The organism is Actinoplanes lobatus, assembly GCF_014205215.1.
GTDB lineage: Bacteria > Actinomycetota > Actinomycetes > Mycobacteriales > Micromonosporaceae > Actinoplanes > Actinoplanes lobatus.
Map to the genome: position 1 here is coordinate 1,265,894 of NZ_JACHNC010000001.1, position 15,467 is coordinate 1,281,360.

At 70.7% G+C, this 15,467-nt stretch carries 16 protein-coding genes; 6 read left to right on the forward strand and 10 right to left on the reverse strand.

Annotated features, from left to right (window positions below; genetic code table 11):
* Positions 1-115: 115 nt before the first annotated feature.
* Positions 116-970 carry an alpha/beta hydrolase family protein gene (locus BJ964_RS05570; RefSeq protein ID WP_229806577.1) on the forward strand — a complete coding sequence of 285 codons (855 nt, stop codon included), beginning with the start codon at positions 116-118 and terminating at the stop codon, positions 968-970.
* On the opposite strand, the gene BJ964_RS05575 is transcribed toward BJ964_RS05570, so the two are convergent.
* The 3 genes from BJ964_RS05575 to BJ964_RS05585 all read right to left on the reverse strand — a co-directional run bounded on the left by BJ964_RS05575 (position 967) and on the right by BJ964_RS05585 (position 3,652).
* Entirely contained in the window at positions 967-1,908 is a 942-nt protein-coding gene (locus BJ964_RS05575; protein ID WP_188119677.1) for a zinc-binding dehydrogenase, read from the reverse strand. The two genes, BJ964_RS05570 and BJ964_RS05575, sit on opposite strands and share 4 nt — an antisense overlap.
* Positions 1,909-1,968: 60 nt before the next feature.
* Entirely contained in the window at positions 1,969-3,126 is a 1,158-nt protein-coding gene (locus BJ964_RS05580; RefSeq protein ID WP_188126802.1) for an NAD(P)-dependent malic enzyme, read from the reverse strand.
* Positions 3,127-3,340: 214 nt separating this feature from the next.
* Positions 3,341-3,652: a S24/S26 family peptidase gene (locus BJ964_RS05585; RefSeq protein WP_220142849.1), complete on the reverse strand. Its 312-nt coding sequence runs from the start codon at positions 3,650-3,652 to the stop codon at positions 3,341-3,343.
* Between the two features lie 85 nt (positions 3,653-3,737).
* Between BJ964_RS05585 and sodN the strand changes: the two genes are divergently transcribed.
* Both sodN and BJ964_RS05595 read left to right on the forward strand, forming a co-directional pair.
* Positions 3,738-4,142 (forward strand): superoxide dismutase, Ni, encoded by a 405-nt coding sequence (gene sodN, locus BJ964_RS05590; RefSeq protein WP_188119679.1) that lies wholly within the window; start codon positions 3,738-3,740, stop codon positions 4,140-4,142.
* A 165-nt stretch (positions 4,143-4,307) separates the two neighbouring features.
* A complete protein-coding gene (locus tag BJ964_RS05595) occupies positions 4,308-4,715 on the forward strand; it encodes an ATP-binding protein (protein WP_188119680.1) in 408 nt (135 codons plus the stop codon).
* Positions 4,716-6,034: 1,319 nt separating this feature from the next.
* Here BJ964_RS05595 and BJ964_RS49020 read toward each other — a convergent pair.
* Together BJ964_RS49020 and BJ964_RS05605 are read right to left on the reverse strand one after the other, a co-directional pair.
* On the reverse strand, positions 6,035-6,727 hold the full coding sequence (locus BJ964_RS49020; RefSeq protein ID WP_188119681.1) for a FadR/GntR family transcriptional regulator: 693 nt from the start codon (positions 6,725-6,727) through the stop codon (positions 6,035-6,037).
* A 38-nt stretch (positions 6,728-6,765) separates the two neighbouring features.
* Positions 6,766-7,161, reverse strand: coding sequence for a hypothetical protein (locus BJ964_RS05605; protein WP_229806578.1), 396 nt, complete (start codon positions 7,159-7,161; stop codon positions 6,766-6,768).
* 40 nt (positions 7,162-7,201) lie between these two features.
* Here BJ964_RS05605 and BJ964_RS05610 point away from each other — a divergent pair, with 40 nt between their 5' ends.
* Positions 7,202-8,152: a diacylglycerol/lipid kinase family protein gene (locus tag BJ964_RS05610; RefSeq protein ID WP_188119682.1), complete on the forward strand. Its 951-nt coding sequence runs from the start codon at positions 7,202-7,204 to the stop codon at positions 8,150-8,152.
* Between the two features lie 409 nt (positions 8,153-8,561).
* Entirely contained in the window at positions 8,562-8,816 is a 255-nt protein-coding gene (locus BJ964_RS05615; RefSeq protein ID WP_183216939.1) for a WhiB family transcriptional regulator, read from the forward strand.
* Between the two features lie 293 nt (positions 8,817-9,109).
* Here the strand turns inward: BJ964_RS05615 and BJ964_RS05620 are convergent, their stop codons facing one another.
* Genes BJ964_RS05620 through BJ964_RS05635 form a run of 4 tightly spaced genes read right to left on the reverse strand, consistent with a single transcriptional unit; the run spans position 9,110 to position 12,442 of the window.
* Positions 9,110-9,850 (reverse strand): sirohydrochlorin chelatase, encoded by a 741-nt coding sequence (locus BJ964_RS05620; protein ID WP_188119683.1) that lies wholly within the window; start codon positions 9,848-9,850, stop codon positions 9,110-9,112.
* Positions 9,832-10,596 carry a phosphoadenylyl-sulfate reductase gene (locus tag BJ964_RS05625; protein ID WP_188119684.1) on the reverse strand — a complete coding sequence of 255 codons (765 nt, stop codon included), beginning with the start codon at positions 10,594-10,596 and terminating at the stop codon, positions 9,832-9,834. Before BJ964_RS05625 ends, BJ964_RS05620 begins: the two co-directional genes overlap by 19 nt.
* Positions 10,593-10,751, reverse strand: coding sequence for a hypothetical protein (locus BJ964_RS05630; RefSeq protein ID WP_188119685.1), 159 nt, complete (start codon positions 10,749-10,751; stop codon positions 10,593-10,595). The genes BJ964_RS05625 and BJ964_RS05630 overlap by 4 nt, the downstream gene beginning before the upstream one ends.
* The gene (locus tag BJ964_RS05635) at positions 10,748-12,442 is read right to left on the reverse strand and encodes a nitrite/sulfite reductase (RefSeq protein ID WP_188119686.1); all 1,695 of its coding nucleotides are present in this window, start codon (positions 12,440-12,442) and stop codon (positions 10,748-10,750) included. Before BJ964_RS05635 ends, BJ964_RS05630 begins: the two co-directional genes overlap by 4 nt.
* A gap of 382 nt (positions 12,443-12,824) precedes the next feature.
* Here BJ964_RS05635 and BJ964_RS05640 point away from each other — a divergent pair, with 382 nt between their 5' ends.
* Entirely contained in the window at positions 12,825-14,021 is a 1,197-nt protein-coding gene (locus tag BJ964_RS05640) for a glycosyltransferase family 39 protein (RefSeq protein WP_188119687.1), read from the forward strand.
* Here BJ964_RS05640 and BJ964_RS05645 read toward each other — a convergent pair.
* Positions 13,910-15,460, reverse strand: a complete 1,551-nt coding sequence (locus tag BJ964_RS05645; RefSeq protein WP_188119688.1) for a sensor histidine kinase — start codon at positions 15,458-15,460, stop codon at positions 13,910-13,912. The two genes, BJ964_RS05640 and BJ964_RS05645, sit on opposite strands and share 112 nt — an antisense overlap.
* Between the last annotated feature and the right edge of the window lie 7 nt (positions 15,461-15,467).

A 15,467-nucleotide genomic window follows, 5' to 3' on the forward strand; every position in this document is an offset into this window, starting at 1 on the left:
GGCCGACCCTAACCACAAAGGTCAAGGTTGGCGAAACAGGTCCACCTGTTCGGCGGAACCCGGTGTGATGTCCGCTACCAGGGAACTCTGATCTTTCGACGGCACAATGGTCGGCGTGTTGCGCCGTTCCCTACTCGCCCTTGTCGCCACCGCCGGCCTCGCCGCCTGCACTTCCGAGAAGCCGAAGGAGGAGACACCCACCTCCTCACCGGCTCCGGAGAAAGCCTCACCAGCTCCGGAGAAAGCAGAGGCCGGCACCAGCGAATTCGACCTCAACCGCGGCGGCGACCGACCCCTGCCGACCAAGGTGTGGCTGCCCGCCACCGCCGGGGCCCGCCCGCTGATCTACTTCAGCCACGGCCTGACCTCCCAGCCCGACGACTACGCCGAGCTACTGACCGCCTGGCAGGCCGCCGGTTTCGTGGTGGCCGCCCCGAAGTACCCGCACACCTGGCACGACGCGCCCGAGTACAACGCCGGCGACATCGTCAACCAGCCCGCCGACGCCCAGTTCGTGATCACCGAGGTGCTGAAGGCGCTGCCCGGCCGGATCGACGCGAACCGGATCGCGGCGGCCGGGCACTCGGCCGGCGCGATCACCACGATCGGACTGTTCAGCGGCAGCCGGGACGAGCGGCTCAAGGCCGGGGTGCTGATCGCCGGCCGGCAGATGCCGCAGCCCGCCCCGTTCGCCGGCACGCCGTCGCCGCTGCTGTTCGTCCAGGGCAAGCTCGACGAGACGGTGACCTACGAGCAGGCGTACGGCGCGTACAACGAGGTGACCTGGCCCAAAGGCTTCCTGGAGCTTCCGCAGGGCACCCACCTGCCGCACCGGGACCAGCCGGCCGTGGTGGCCGCCACCACCACGGATTTCTGGCACTGGACCCTGGACGGCGACGAGGCCGCCAAGCAGAAGCTGCCGCAGGACGCGTCGTCGACCGGTGTGGCCGGGCTGACCAGCACCTTCTAGAACTCGACGACGACCTTCCCGAAGACGTCACCGGCGGCGAGGCGGGCGAACGCCTCGCCGACCGCGTCGAACGCGAAGGTCGAGTCGATCACCGGGCGCGCCCGGCCGGACGCCACCAGTTCGAGCAGGGCGGCCAGCTCGTCCGGGGTGCCCATGCTGCTGCCCAGGATCTCCAGCTGCATGGCGAAGACCCGGCGCAGGTCGACCTGGGCCAGGTGGCCGGCGGTCGCCCCGCACACCACGATCCGGGCGCCCGGGGCGGAGCACTTCATCGAGTGCTCGAAGGTGGGCGCGCCGACCGACTCGATCACCACGTCGACGCGCTCCGGCAGCCGGGCGCCGGACTCCACCGCGGTGGCGCCCAGTTCGGCGATCCGCTCCCGCTTGGCGGCGTCGCGGCTGGTCACGTACACCCGCTTGCCGAGGCCCGCGGCGAGCGCCACGGCCGCCGTGGACACGCCGCCGCCCGCGCCCTGGACCAGCACCGAGCCGGCCTCGGCGACCCGGCCCCGGGTGAACAGCATGTGGTAGGCGGTGAGCCAGGCGGTCGGCAGGCAGGCGGCCTCGGCGAAGGACACCCCGGCCGGCAGCGGGACCAGGTTCTCCCGGGGCGCGGCGAGGCGCTCGGCCAGCGTGCCCGGGTGCCGCTCGGAGAAGAGCGAGAAGCCCCGTGGATCGGCCTTGTCCTCGACCACCGGGTAGACCACGACCTCGTTGCCGTCCGGGTCCACCCCGGCCGCGTCACAGCCGAGGATCATCGGCAGCCGGTCGGCGGGCAGGCCGACCCCGCGCAGGGACCAGATGTCGTGGTGGTTGAGCGAGGATGCCCGTACGTCGACGGGCACCCAGCCGTCCGGGACGGAGAACGGCAGGTCACCCACGGTCAGGCCGTCGAGCGGCGCTTCGGGGTGCAGGGCGGAGGCGTAAGCAGCTCGCATGACCCGACCTTAGGGCTGGTTCAGGGGATCACAGAAGCGTGATCCCCTGAACATCCTCGACTAAACGCTCTGCCGCTGCTGGGCCGGAGCCGGCGTGGCGGTCCGGCGGGCGACCCCGTCCTCGATCGCGGCCGCGGCGACGGCGGCGGCGACCGCCGGGGCGACCCGCGGGTCGAGTGGCGACGGCACGATCGCCTCCGGGCGGAGGTCGTCGGCGACGATGGCGGCGATCGCGTCGGCCGCCGCCACCTTCATCCGGTCGGTGATCGTGGTGGCCCGGACGTCCAGCGCGCCCCGGAAGATGCCGGGGAAGGCCAGCACGTTGTTGATCTGGTTCGGGAAGTCGCTGCGGCCGGTCGCGACGATCGCCGCGTACCGGTGCGCGATCGCCGGCGGAACCTCCGGCGTCGGGTTGGCCAGCGCGAAGATGATCGCGCCCGGCGCCATGCCGGTCAGCGCCTCCTCCGGGATGTTGCCGCCGGAGACACCGACGAGCACGTCGGCGCCGATCAGCGCCTCCGCGATCCCCCCGGTACGCCCGGAGACGTTCGTGACGGCGGCCAGCTCCGCCTTCATCCCGTTCAGGTCGCCGCGCTCGGCGTGGATGATGCCGCGCGAGTCGACGACGATCATGTTGGCGCCCTGGACACCGGCCGCCATCAGGGTGTTCGTGATCGCGACACCGGCCGCGCCGGCCCCGCTCACGACGACGCGCAGGTCACCGAACGACCGGCCGAGCAGCTTCGCGGCGTTCCGCAGGGCGGCCAGCGTGACGACCGCGGTGCCGTGCTGGTCGTCGTGGAAGACCGGGATGTCCAGCTCGGCGTCGAGGCGGCGCTCGATCTCGAAGCAGCGCGGCGCGCTGATGTCCTCGAGGTTGATCCCGCCGAACGACGGCGCCATCGCCTTGACCGTGGCGATGATGCCCTCGACGTCCTGCGTGTCCAGCACGATCGGGATGGAGTCGACGCCGCCGAACTGCTTGAACAGGACGGACTTGCCCTCCATGACCGGCATGGCGGCCTTGGGACCGATGTTGCCGAGACCCAGGACGGCGGATCCGTCGGTGACCACGGCGACCGTGTTCGACGTCCAGGTGTAGTCGGAGTAGAGCGACTCGTCCTCGGCGATCGCCTCGCACACCCGGGCGACACCCGGCGTGTAGGCCAGTGAGAGGTCGTCACGGCTGGCCAGCGGAATGGTCGCGCTCATCGTCATCTTGCCCCGGCGGTGCAGGTCGAAGACGGGATCGGCGGCGAGGGCGGGATCGAGTTCGAAACTGAAGAAAGACACGGTGAAACTCCACACTGCATCGACATTGATACGTGGCACCAGCGGGTCCTGGTCGCGAGTATGCGCCAGGCGGCGGTGCATGCGGGGATCACCCGGTAAACCGTCCACAGCACGGGTGTGCGCTGGGGATTAGAGGACACTAACTTAACCGGAAGGGTCTCGGGTAGTAGCGAAATATCACACGCCCGATGACATCAGCGACGCCGTGAGCACGGGAATCGTCCTCCACGAACTGATTGTCACCGACCAGCCACCACCCGCCGTCGCGCTTTTCCACGGCCCGTTTCACGACCAGCAGACCCGGCCGGGAACGGAACTCGCCGACGACGATGTCCCCGGCCCTTACATGATCTGCCCCCCGGCGCACGATCAGGGCATCTCCGGACCGCAGAGTCGGAGCCATCGAGGGCCCGTTCACAAGCACCGCGAACAGTGGTAATTGCCATCTCAACGCATCAAGCCTCCGTCGCGTTACGTCCGGGCTGTAAGGGGTAGGGTCAACCTCGGATCATCGCAAACTCTATGGAGGAGTCCTGATGCGACTTCCGCGTTTCCTCACCCCGCGCACCGTGGCCAGCGCGCACTGCGACCTGCCGTGCGGCGTCTACGACCCGGCCCAGGCCCGGATCGAGGCCGAGTCGATCAAGGCGATCGCCGAGAAGTACCAGGGGAACACCGACCCCGAGTTCCGCACCCGGGCCATCCTCATCAAGGAGCAGCGGGCCGAGCTGGTCAAGCACCACCTCTGGGTCCTGTGGACGGACTACTTCAAGGCCCCGCACTTCGAGAAGTACCCGAACCTGCACCAGCTCTTCAACGAGGCCACCAAGCTCGCCGGCGCCACCGGCGCCAAGGGCTCGGTGGACCCGGCGATCGCCGAGCAGCTGCTCGGCAAGATCGAGGAGATCTCCAAGATCTTCTGGGAGACCAAGCAGGCCTGATCCGTGCCTGTGCCGACGGCCGGCCCGCCCCGAGCGAGCCGGCCGTCGGCGTCTCACTCCCCCGTTTTCCAGGCCATATCACCCACACATCGGAACTGGCGGTCACCGGGTGCTCCCGCAGCGTCCAGTAGCCGCTAGAGTCTCTCCATCGGGAGGAGGCCTCGGGTGACTCAGCTGATCGAAACGGAGCCGGTCGTCGGAGACGATGTCGTACTACTGACGGTGCCCGCCGACGGCGGTTACCTCAGCGTCCTCCGGACGGCCACCGCCGGCCTGGCGGCCCGCCTGCACTTCGCCCTCGACGAGATCGAGGACCTGCGCATCGCCGTCGACGAGGCGTGCGCCATGCTGCTGGCCATCGCCACCCGCGGCGCCGAGCTCGAGTGCCGCTTCGCGGTCACCGACGACGCCCTCACGGTCGAGGTCACCGTCGCCACCGTCCGCGGCGCCCGCCTCCCCTCCGAGTCGTCCTTCGCGTGGAAGGTCCTCACGGCCCTGACCACGAGCGCCGCCGCCGAGGCCAACGGCCGCCAGGCCACCATCCGCCTCCTGACCCGCCGAACCGAGTTCTAAACCCCTTCTCCGGTACGGGCTGCGCCGCCCCCGCCGAATCCCGGCCGTACCGCGGCACCCCGCGACCATCTGCCGGGTCAAGCCCGTGCCGCGCCCGCCGGGCTCAGATCGGTGGTCCGGCAGACCGGCCCTCCACCAGAAGCGCCGCTCACATGCCCCCCACGCAACGCACACGACCGAGCAGACACCGCGTGGACCCCCCAGCCTGCCTCTCGACTACGGACGGCCGCGCCCGAAAGACACCACGTGGAACCCCCCGCAACCCCAGAGAGCCTGCCTCTCGACTACGGACGGCCACGCCCGAAAGACACCGCATGGAACCCCCCGCAACCCCAGAGAGCCTGCCTCTCGGTTGTGGGTGGCCGCGATGGCAAGTCACGCATTCGGATGGCTCCGGCGTCACCCCAGACTCGCCGGCAATCTTGGTCGATTGTTGCTTTCGGGCCAATCTTGATTCCTGGTTGCCATCCGACGGGCGATCATCACCCATGATCCATTTCCCCTGGAAGATCTTGGGTCATCGGACACATCGGTTGCGAGGCGCTCAAGATGGCCAAGGCGCACGGGTGGGCCGCGCACCCGGCTCCCTCCACCCGCGATCTTGGACGATAGGCCACCGATTGCGGTGGTAAGGCGTCCAAGATCGCAGAGGCACGCAAGAGCGCAAGACGACATGGGGCCGCGCGTCTGGCGCGCCCCCGGCCGCGATCTTGGACGATTGGTCACCGCAATCGGCGGCGAGGCGTCCAAGATTGCCGAGGTACAGGCGCGTCCGGCTCCGCCTGCCCGCGATCTTGGACGATAGGCCACCGATTGCGGTGGTGAGGCGTCCAAGATCGCGGAGGTACAGGCGCGTTCGGCTCCGTCTGCCCGCGATCTTGGACGGTGGGCCACCGTTAGCGGTTGGTGGGCGTTCGAGATTGCGGGTGGGTGGATGGGGTGGGTGCGGGACCACCGGTATGCGCCCGGCGGGCGCGGCAAAGGCTGGAGTGGCAGTCGCTCGCGTGGAACCGACGGGACTGCCAGGATTCGGCGGGGGCGGCGCACCCCGTACCGGAAATGGGTTTGAAACGGACGCCCGGCCGGAAGCGCGCCCACGCGCCGGAAGGAACCGCCAAGCCGAAGAGCGACGCACGGCCGAAGAGCGACACACGGCCAAAGAACGACACACGACCGAAGAACGACAGACGACACACGGCCGAAGAACGACACACGGCCGAAGAGCAGCATCCGGACGGAGAGCGGCATCCGGACGGAGAGCGGCAACCGGACGGAGAGCGGCAACCGGACGGAGAGCGGCAACCGGACGGAGGGGCTGGTCAGCGGACGGTTTCGGCGATGAATTCGAGGTGGGCGGCCGCTGTCCGGGTGGCGCCGTCGGCATCGCGGGCGACCACGCAGTCGAGGATCGCGCGGTGATCGGCGTCGATGCGGTTCCAGTAGTCCGCGGGGAGGCCGTCGGTCACCTCCTCGCCGTAGGTGGCCTCGTACAGCGGGAGGCTGACCAGCTCGAAGAGCGGGTTACCGGTGGCCTTGGCCATCACCCGGTGGAAGGCGGGGTGCGCCGCCATCATGGTGTCGAAGTCGTCGATCGCCGGGTCGAAGAGGGTGCCCCTCAGCTCGGTGAGGTGGCTGTCGGCGCGGCGGACGGCGGCCAGGCCGGCGGCCGGAACCTCCAGGGCGCGGCGCAGTTCGAGCAGGTCGGCGAGGCCGACGTCGGCGGAGTGGGCGAGCAGCGCGAAGCCGGTGGAGAGGCCGTCGGCGAGCTGGCCGGCGTCGGGGTGTGCGACGAAGCTGCCGCCGGTGACACCTCGCGTCGTGACGATGAGGTGCTGGCTGGCGAGGAGGCGGAGGGCTTCACGCACCGTGCTCCGGCTGACGCCGATCTTGACGCACAGCTCGGGTTCGGGTGGTAGCCGCTCGCCGGGTTGGAGGCGGCCGGACGTGATTTCCGCGCGTAGCTCGTCGGCGAGCTGCTGGTAGGCGGGTGGGCGCACCGTTGAGCCGGTCACCCGTCCAGGTTAGGCCCTGATCCGCACCGGAAGACCGGCTAATCGACGCCCAACGCTCGGCTACTGGGTGGAAGAAGGATCAGCAATGCGGTCAGCGCGGCCAGGACGAGCAGTCCGGCGCCGGCCCATCGCGGGCCGATCTGGAGCAGGAAGCCGCCGGTGGCGAGGAGGAACAGCTGCACCACGATCGCCGGGCCGCGGGCCCGGGCGGAGCGCCGGCCGAGGGCGCGGGCCACCGCGAAGACGGCCAGCGCGGCCAGCGCGGACATCACGGTGAGCGAGACGGCGATCGCGACGACGATGTCGCCGCTGGTCAGATCAAGGACGATCAGGTACGCGGTGAGCGCCACGAGTCCGGCGCACTGCAGGTAGAGCAGGCGCACCCCCCAGTCGAGGGTGGCTGCGTCGACGGTCACGGGCTTCTCACCGGTCACCGGTGCACCATACCTACCGCTTCCGGGTAAGGTGCCGCCCATGCGAGCGTTGCTGGTGGTCAACCCTCGGGCGACGACGACCAGCGAACGGGCCCGCGACGTGCTGGTGCGGGCGTTGCGCAGCGCGGTGGACCTCACGGTGGCCTACACGGAGCGGCGCGGTCATGCCACCAGGCTGGCCCGGGACGCCGCCGAGAGCGGGATCGACCTGGTGGTGACGCTCGGTGGGGACGGCACCGTGAACGAGGCGGTGAACGGTCTGCTGACCGCGACGACCGCGCTCGACGGTCTCTCCGCGACCCCGGCGGACCGGCTGCCGGCGCTGGCCGTGGTCCCGGGCGGTTCCACGAACGTCTTCGCCCGCGCGCTGGGCATGCCCCGTGACTGGGCGGACGGGACGAGCGTGATCCTGGACGGGCTGCGGGACGGCCGGCACCGGGTGATCGGGCTGGGCCGCGCCGACGACCGCTATTTCTGTTTCACGGCCGGGCTGGGCTGGGACGCGGCGACCATCCGCCGGGTGGAGCAGTCCCGGCTGCGGGGCCGTACGTCGACGCCGGCCCTCTACATGCGCGCGACGTTCGGCCAGTTCTTCACCGGCCTGGACCGTGGGGATCCGCCGCTGACCCTGGAGCGCCCGGATGAGACGCCGGACACCGGGCTGGCCACGGTGATCGTGCAGAACACCGCCCCGTGGACATACGTGGGTGACCGTCCGGTCCATCTGAATCCGGACGCATCGTTCGATCTCGGCCTGGATGTGACCGCCCTGCGCCGCCTCACGATCGTGGCCGGAGCGCGGACCGTGACACAACTCGCGTGGCGTAGCGGGGATCCACGCGGTAAACAGGTGTTGCGTCTGCATGACACCGCGGAGTTCACCGTGGTGGCGTCCCGGCCACAGCCTTTCCAGCTGGACGGTGACTACCTAGGGGAACGACAGAAGGTGCACTTCGTGTCCGTCCCCTCGGCTCTGCGTGTGATCTGCTGACGACGGGGTACGTGTCTCGGCACGTGCTCACGATCCGTTACAGAAGCGCGGCAAAAGGTCTGCGAGATGGCCGGGACCTTACTACATTGATGGGAGCGTTCGTCAACCGGCTCTGGCGACAGCGGCGGAACCGGACATATGGGTGCGTGAGCCAGCTCACCCGCCGGGAGAAACTTCCAGCGCTACCCTTGACATCGCGTGAGTTCGTGAAAGCATTCACAAGCGATAAGAAGTAACCGGTTGCCGGTTGTGCGCGTTCCTTAATCCGGAAGCGCAAACAGCACCAAACACCAAAGCTTGCTGACGCATCGGTGAGCGTACGGGCACAAGCCGTCGCCAACCACTGCGCTCGCATATAGGTAAACAGCACTGTTTTCATTACCCCATCCGAAACAAGGAGTTTGCCGCCATGGACTGGCGTCACGATGCGATCTGCCGCGACGAGGACCCCGAGCTGTTCTTCCCGATCGGGACGAGTGGGCCGGCGCTCCTGCAGGTCGAGCAGGCCAAGGCCGTGTGCCGCCGGTGCCCGGTGACCGAGGAATGCCTCTCGTGGGCACTCGAGTCCGGTCAGGACGCCGGCGTATGGGGCGGGATGAGCGAGGACGAGCGGCGCGCCGTCAAGCGTCGTGGTGGTCTTCGGATCAGCGCCCCCACTGCCTGAATCAATCCCCCACACAGCATTTGCGCCCCGGGCCGTACGGCACCGGGGCGTCTTGCTGTTTTCAGGTTCTTCACAGCTACCAACTCCAATGCGCGCTAATTTGATCACGGTACGTTTCCCTGGTCCCGCCGAAATGATCTCGAAATTCCGTCCATGACGCTTTGCGTTGCGAGTCACACACACTCCGCAATGGACGATGGGGATCGGGACGTCAATCACATCAAGGCCGTCGCCGAACGCAGAGTGACAGTCGCGCAGAGTAGCGATCAGTCCGGACGGCTCTCAGGAACGTCTCAGGCCGCGACGGGCAGCGGCTCGTTCAGGACCGCCTCGGCCCGTGCGCCGATCAGCCGGACCAGCTCCGGGGCATCGCCCAGCGGCTCTGCGGCGGTGACCGCGCCGGCCTCGACGGCCGCCCGTACGGCGGTGTCGTAGAGAAGCCCGGGCGCCAGGAAGTAGGCGGCCACCCCGACCCGCCGGGCGCCGGCCGCCCGCAGCCGGGCCACCGCCTCGCCGGAGCGGGCGCCGGGGCCGGAGGCGTAGGACACCGCGGACGGCAGCCCCAGACGCCGTCCCAGGGCCGCGGCCGCCTCGGCCACCGTCTCGCGTGCGGCGTCGTCCCTCGTGCCCGCAGCGGCCAGCACGACGGCGTCGAGGTCGTTTCCCGGGAGTCGCCGCTCGAGGGCGGCCAGCAGGAGCGGGGACGCCGGGCCGAGCACGTCGGTGGCGGTCACCGTGAGCGGGAGCGGCTCCGCCTCCCGGATCACCGCGGGCAGGTCCACCCGGCCGTGGTAGGCGGCGGTGAGCAGCAGCGGCACCAGGGCCACGCGCCGGCCGGGCAGAGCGGCCAGCACGTCCAGCGGGCGGGGCCCGTCGTGGTCCAGGTACGAAGCCCGGACGGTCCAGTCGGGGCGGGCCCGCCGCACCGCCCGGGCCAGCGCCTCGGTCGACACCGCGGCCCGGGGGTCCCGGCTGCCGTGGGCCACCAGGACCACGGCCGGCCGGTACGGGGTGGTCAGACGTGCAGACCGCATTCGGTCTTCTCGAACATCGCCCAGCGGCCCGCGCGCGGGTCCTCGCCGGCCTTGGTCCGCCGGGTGCACGGCCAGCAGCCGATCGAGCCGTAGCCCTTCTTGAACAGCTCGTTGACCGGCACGTTCCACCGGCTGATGTAGGCGTCCACGTCGGCCTGGGTCCAGGCGGCGATCGGGTTGACCTTCACCTTGCCCTTCTTGGCGTCGAACGCGACGACCGGCGTGTTGGCCCGGGTCGGCGACTCGTCCCGGCGCAGGCCGGTGGCCCAGGAGTCGTACTCGGCGAGGGCGCGTTCCAGCGGCTCCACCTTGCGCAGGAAGCAGCACTCGTCGGGGCTGCGGGCGAACAGCCGGGGACCGTACTCGCCGTCCTGCTGGCCCACGGTCAGGCGCGGGCGGATCGAGCGGACGTTGACGTTCATCGTCCGGACGACCGTGTCCCGGATCTTCAGCGTCTCCGGGAAGTGCAGGCCGGTGTCCAGGAAGACCACGTCCACGCCGGGCGACACCCGGGAGAAGAGGTGCGCCACCACGGCGTCGGCCATCGAGCTGGTGACGCAGAACCGCGCGCCGAAGGTGTCGGTCGCCCACTTGGCGATCTCCTCGGCGGGCCGGCCCTCGAGCGTCTCGGCGGCCTCCAGCGCGAGGGCCTTCAGCTCCTCGGGTTTCCGGCGTTCGGGATCCGCGCCGGCGGACGGACCGCCCAGGTTGATCAGGCCCATACCCGCGGCGTTGAGGAGACTCATGACGAACTCACTCCCTTGGACAGAAGACCGATGAACTTGACCGAGAACACACGGGCGCAGGAGTGGCACTCCCAGGCGCCGTGCGAGGACTCGTTGGGGCGGAGGTCCTCCTCACCGCAGTAGGGGCAGTACAGCGGAGCCTGTCGCTCGCTCATTTGAGGAGCTCCTCGTCGGCCCGCAGCACCCAGTTGGCGAAGGTCTCGCCCTGGTCGCGGCCGTCCAGGTAGTGCCGGGCGACGCGTTCCACGTACTCCGGAAGCTCTTCGGCGGTGGCCTTGAGGCCACGGACCTTGCGGCCGAACCCGGCGGTCTCGCCCTTGGCCATGCCCAGCGCGCCGCCCAGGTGGATCTGGAAGCCCTCGACCTGCTCGCCGTGCGAGTTCAGGACGAGCTGGCCCTTGAGGCCGATGTCGGCGACCTGTGTGCGGGCGCACGCGTTGGGGCAGCCGTTGATGTGGATCGACAGCTCGGCGTCGAAGCCCTTGAGCCGGTCCTCGAGCCGGGCCACCAGCTCCTCGCCGCGCGCCTTGGTCTCGACGATGGCGAGCTTGCAGTACTCGATGCCGGTGCAGGCCATGGTGCCGCGGCGGAAGGCCGACGGACGGGCTTCCAGCCCGATGCCGCGGAGACCTTCGATGATCGGCTCCACCTGGTCGTCGGCGATGTCCAGGACCAGGAGCTTCTGGTACGCCGTGAGCCGCACCCGCTCCGACCCGTGCTTCTCGACGAGGTCCGCGAGCTCGGTCAGCTGGGTGCCGGACGACCGGCCGACCACCGGGGCCGCGCCGATGTAGTTCCGCCCGTCGATCTGCTTGTGCACGCCGATGTGGTCGAGCGGCTTCTCCGGCAGCTCCGGAGCCGGGCCGTCGATCAGCGCGCGGCCCATGTACTCCTTCTCCAGGACCTCGCGGAACTTCGCCACGCCCCAGTCGGCGAGCAGGAACTTGAGCCGGGCGCGGTGCCGCAGGCGGCGGTAGCCGTAGTCCCGGAAGATCCCGACGACGCCCTCCCAGACGTCCGGGACCTCGGCCAGCGGCACCCAGACGCCGAGCCGCTCGGCCAGGCGCGGGTTGGTGGACAGGCCGCCTCCGACCCAGAGGTCGAAGCCGGGGCCGTGGTCGGGGTGGTGCACGCCGACGAAGGCGATGTCGTTCGCCTGGTAGGGACCGTCGGGCAGCCAGGAGATGACCGACTTGAACTTGCGCGGCAGGTTCGAGTAGCGCGGGTCGCCGACGTACCGCTCGACGATCTCGTCGATCGCCGGGGTGGCGTCGATCACCTCGTCGGCCGAGACCCCGGCGACCGGGCTGCCCAGCACTACGCGGGGGCAGTCGCCGCAGGCCTCGGTGGTCTGGAGGCCGACCGCCTCGAGCCGGCGCCAGATCTCCGGCATGTCCTCGACCCGGATCCAGTGCATCTGGATGTTCTGCCGGTCGGTGATGTCGGCGGTGTCCCGGGCGAACTCGGTGGCGATGCCGCCGATGGTGCGCAGCTGCGCGAGGTTCAGCGCGCCGCCGTCGATCCGCACGCGGAGCATGAAGTACTCGTCCTCGAGCTCCTCCGGCTCCAGCACCGCGGTGCGGCCGCCGTCGATCCCGGCGCGCCGCTGGGTGTAGAGGCCCCACCAGCGGAACCGGCCGCGCAGGTCGGCCGGGTCGATCGAGGAGAACCCGCCGTGGGCGTAGATGTTCTCGATCCGGGCCCGCACGTTGAGCGGGTTGTCGTCCTTCTTGCTGCGTTCGTTGGGGTTGAGCGGCTCGCGGTGTCCGAGCGCCCACTGACCCTCGCCGCGCGCCTTGCGGGGGCGGGCGGTCGGCCTTGCAGCGGGAGTGTTGCTGGGCGCCATCTCGGCGTTCCTCCGGGTTTCGTGGGCGCGCTGTGCCGCTCACGGCCCGTGGGAGGCTCGTGACATCTGTGTCAGGAGTTGGGCCCGGCGGTCGAGCGCCCGGAAATGGAAATCGGGCGTCGTCAGGAAGCCGGACACATGGCGCTGCGGACACGGCCGTAGTCGACGTGGCGACGGGCCACGAAGCGGCGGTCAACTGCAGCGGTCATGTCGGCTAGCCTCTCACGCCCAGCGATTCTCGGCCAGCACGGTCCAGATTTCGGGAGTGTGCCGAGTCGCACAACGGCAACATCTTGTAACAGTTGGCCCCTAAGCTGTACGGCTACGCTCCGTGAGTAGCGCATCACGAGCCGGAGTTGCGACACTCGGGCCGGAGGCGCTCATGCAGGCTCAGGCCGTCCACGACGACTCACCGACCCGGCCGCTGTCCGGCCCGCACCGCCGCCCGGCACGCCGGGCGGCCACCCTGTTCTGGACGTGGATCCCGTCCCTGCTGCCGGCCGCGGCCATGCTGATCGTCGGCCGGATCGGGCTGACCGGCCCGGCGCCCGGCCCGCGGGAGGCGCTGACCGGCGACTCCCCGGCCGCCCTCGTCGAGGCGGGCCGCGCGGCCGACGCCGTGCTGGTCCCCTACCGGATCCTGCTGCACTACTGGAGCCAGGTGGCCGGCGACTCGGTGGTCGCGCTACGGGCGCCGTCGCTGCTCGCCATGGCGCTCGCCGCCGGGCTCACCGGGGAGCTGGGCCGCCGGCTGCTCACCCCCGGGGCCGGCCTGTGCGGCGGCCTGCTGCTGGTGGCACTGCCGGTGACCAGCCGGTACGCCCAGGAGGCCGGCCCGCACGCCCTGGCCCTGTGCGCGGCCACCGCCGCCACACTGCTGCTCTACCTAGCCCTGGACCGGCCGGGGGCGCTGCGCTGGATCGGGTACGGGCTGGCCGTCGCGGTGACCGGGCTGGCGCATCCGGCGACCCTGCTGGTGCTGGCGGGGCACACGTACACCGTGGTGTCCCGGTGGCGACTCAGCCGGGAGCGGTCGCTGTTCTGGTGGTTCCCGGTGACCCTGCTGGCCCTGGTGGTCCCGGCGCCGCTGGTCTCCCTCGGGGTGCGCCAGCACACCGCGCTCTTCCTCTACCGGCCCGGCACGCCGTGGGAGATGCTGCGCGCCGCCCCGGAGGCGTTCTTCGGCGCGGCCGCGGCCGGGCTGTTGGTGACCGGCCTGGCCCTGGCCGCCCGCTGGCCGGACCGGGCGCTGCTGCGGGAGCTGGCGGTGCTCGCCGTGCTGCCGCCGGTCGCGCTGCTCGCCGCGTCCTTCCTGACCGGCCCGCTGTGGCAGCCCCGCTACGTGCTCTTCGCCCTGCCCGCGGTCGTGCTGCTGGCCGCGGCCGCGCTGCGCGGGTTGCGGCTGCGCGCGGTGGTCACGGTGGTCCTGGTGGCCGCGCTCGGGCTACCCCAGCAGCAGGCGCTGCGTCAGCGTTTCTCGAGCGGCACCACCAGCACGGCCTCGGTGCCGCCGCCGGCCCGGTTGCGCAGCTCGATGCTGCCCCGCAGCTCACCGGTGGCCAGCGCCCGGACGATCTGAAGCCCGAGACGGTTGCTGCCCTCGAACTTGAAGCCGTCCGGCAGGCCGCGCCCGTTGTCGGCCACGGTGACGTGCAGCTGCTTACGGAACCGGTGCGCGGAGACGACCACCTCGCCGTCGCTGCCGGCCGGGGCGCCGGCCGCCTCCTCGTCCTCCTCGGGCTCCGGGAAGCCGTGCTCGACCGCGTTGATCAGCAGCTCGTTGAGGACCATGACCAGGGAGGTGGCGATCTCGGCGGGCAGCACCCCGAAGGTGCCGTCCCGCCGGATCCGGACCGGGGAGCCGGTGGTGGCCACCTCGGTCGCGGCCTGGGCGACCCGGTCCACGATGCCGTCGAACTCGACCGCCTCGTCGCTGGACATCGACAGCGTCTCGTGGACCAGGGCGATCGAGGCGACCCGGCGGACCGACTCCTCCAGCGCCATCCGGGCCTCCGGCGCGTCCACCCGGCGGGCCTGGAGGCGCAGCAGCGCGGCCACGGTCTGGAGGTTGTTCTTCACCCGGTGGTGGATCTCCCGGATGGTGGCGTCCTTGGTCATCAGGGCCCGCTCCCGGCGGCGCACCTCGGTCACGTCCCGGACCAGCACCAGGGCGCCGATCGGCACACCGGCCGGCAGCAGCGGCAGCGCCCGGGTGAGGACGGTGGCGCCGCGCGCCTCCACCTCCATCCGGGCCGGGAACTCGCCGCGCAGCGACCCGAGGATCCGCTCGGACGCGTCGTTGCCCTCCAGCGGGTCGCCGGAGAGCCGGCTGGCGAGCTTGGCCAGTTCCTCCCCGACCAGGTGCGCGTTGAAGCCGAGCCGCCGGTACGCCGACTGCGCGTTCGGGCTCGCGTAGGTCACCTTGCCGGAGGCGTCCAGCCGGATCAGCCCGTCCCCGACCCGGGGCGCCGAGGTGATCTCGCCGGGCAGGCGGGGCGGCGGGAACGTCCCGTCCGCCACCATCTGCGCCAGGTCGTCGGCCGTGGTCAGGTAGTTCAGCTCGAGCTGGCTCGGGGTGCGCGCGGTGCTCAGGTTGGTGTCCCGGCCGATCACCGCGATCACCTCGCTGAGCGCCTCCTCCAGGTCGGTGGCGTCGCGCAGCCGCACCGGGATGGCCTCGTGCCGGGCGGGGGTGTCCCCGTACCAGACCGGATCGCCCTCCCGCCAGATCCGCTCCTGCGTGATGGCGACGTCGAGGTGCGCCACCTCCGGCCCGCCGACGATCTTGCCGACCTGGTCGTCCTGGTACGCCGTGGGCGCGGTGGTGGGCCGCACCTGCGCGACGCACAGGAACTCCCGCGGCTGCCTCGGCTCCCCCTTGATCGGCACCCAGAGCAGCAGGTCCGCGAAGGAGAGGTCGGACAGCAGCTGCCAGTCACCGGCGATCCGGTGCAGGTGATCGATGTCGGCGGGGCTCAGGCCGGTGTGCTCTTCGACAAGGTCACGGAGGGTGGACACCGGCCCA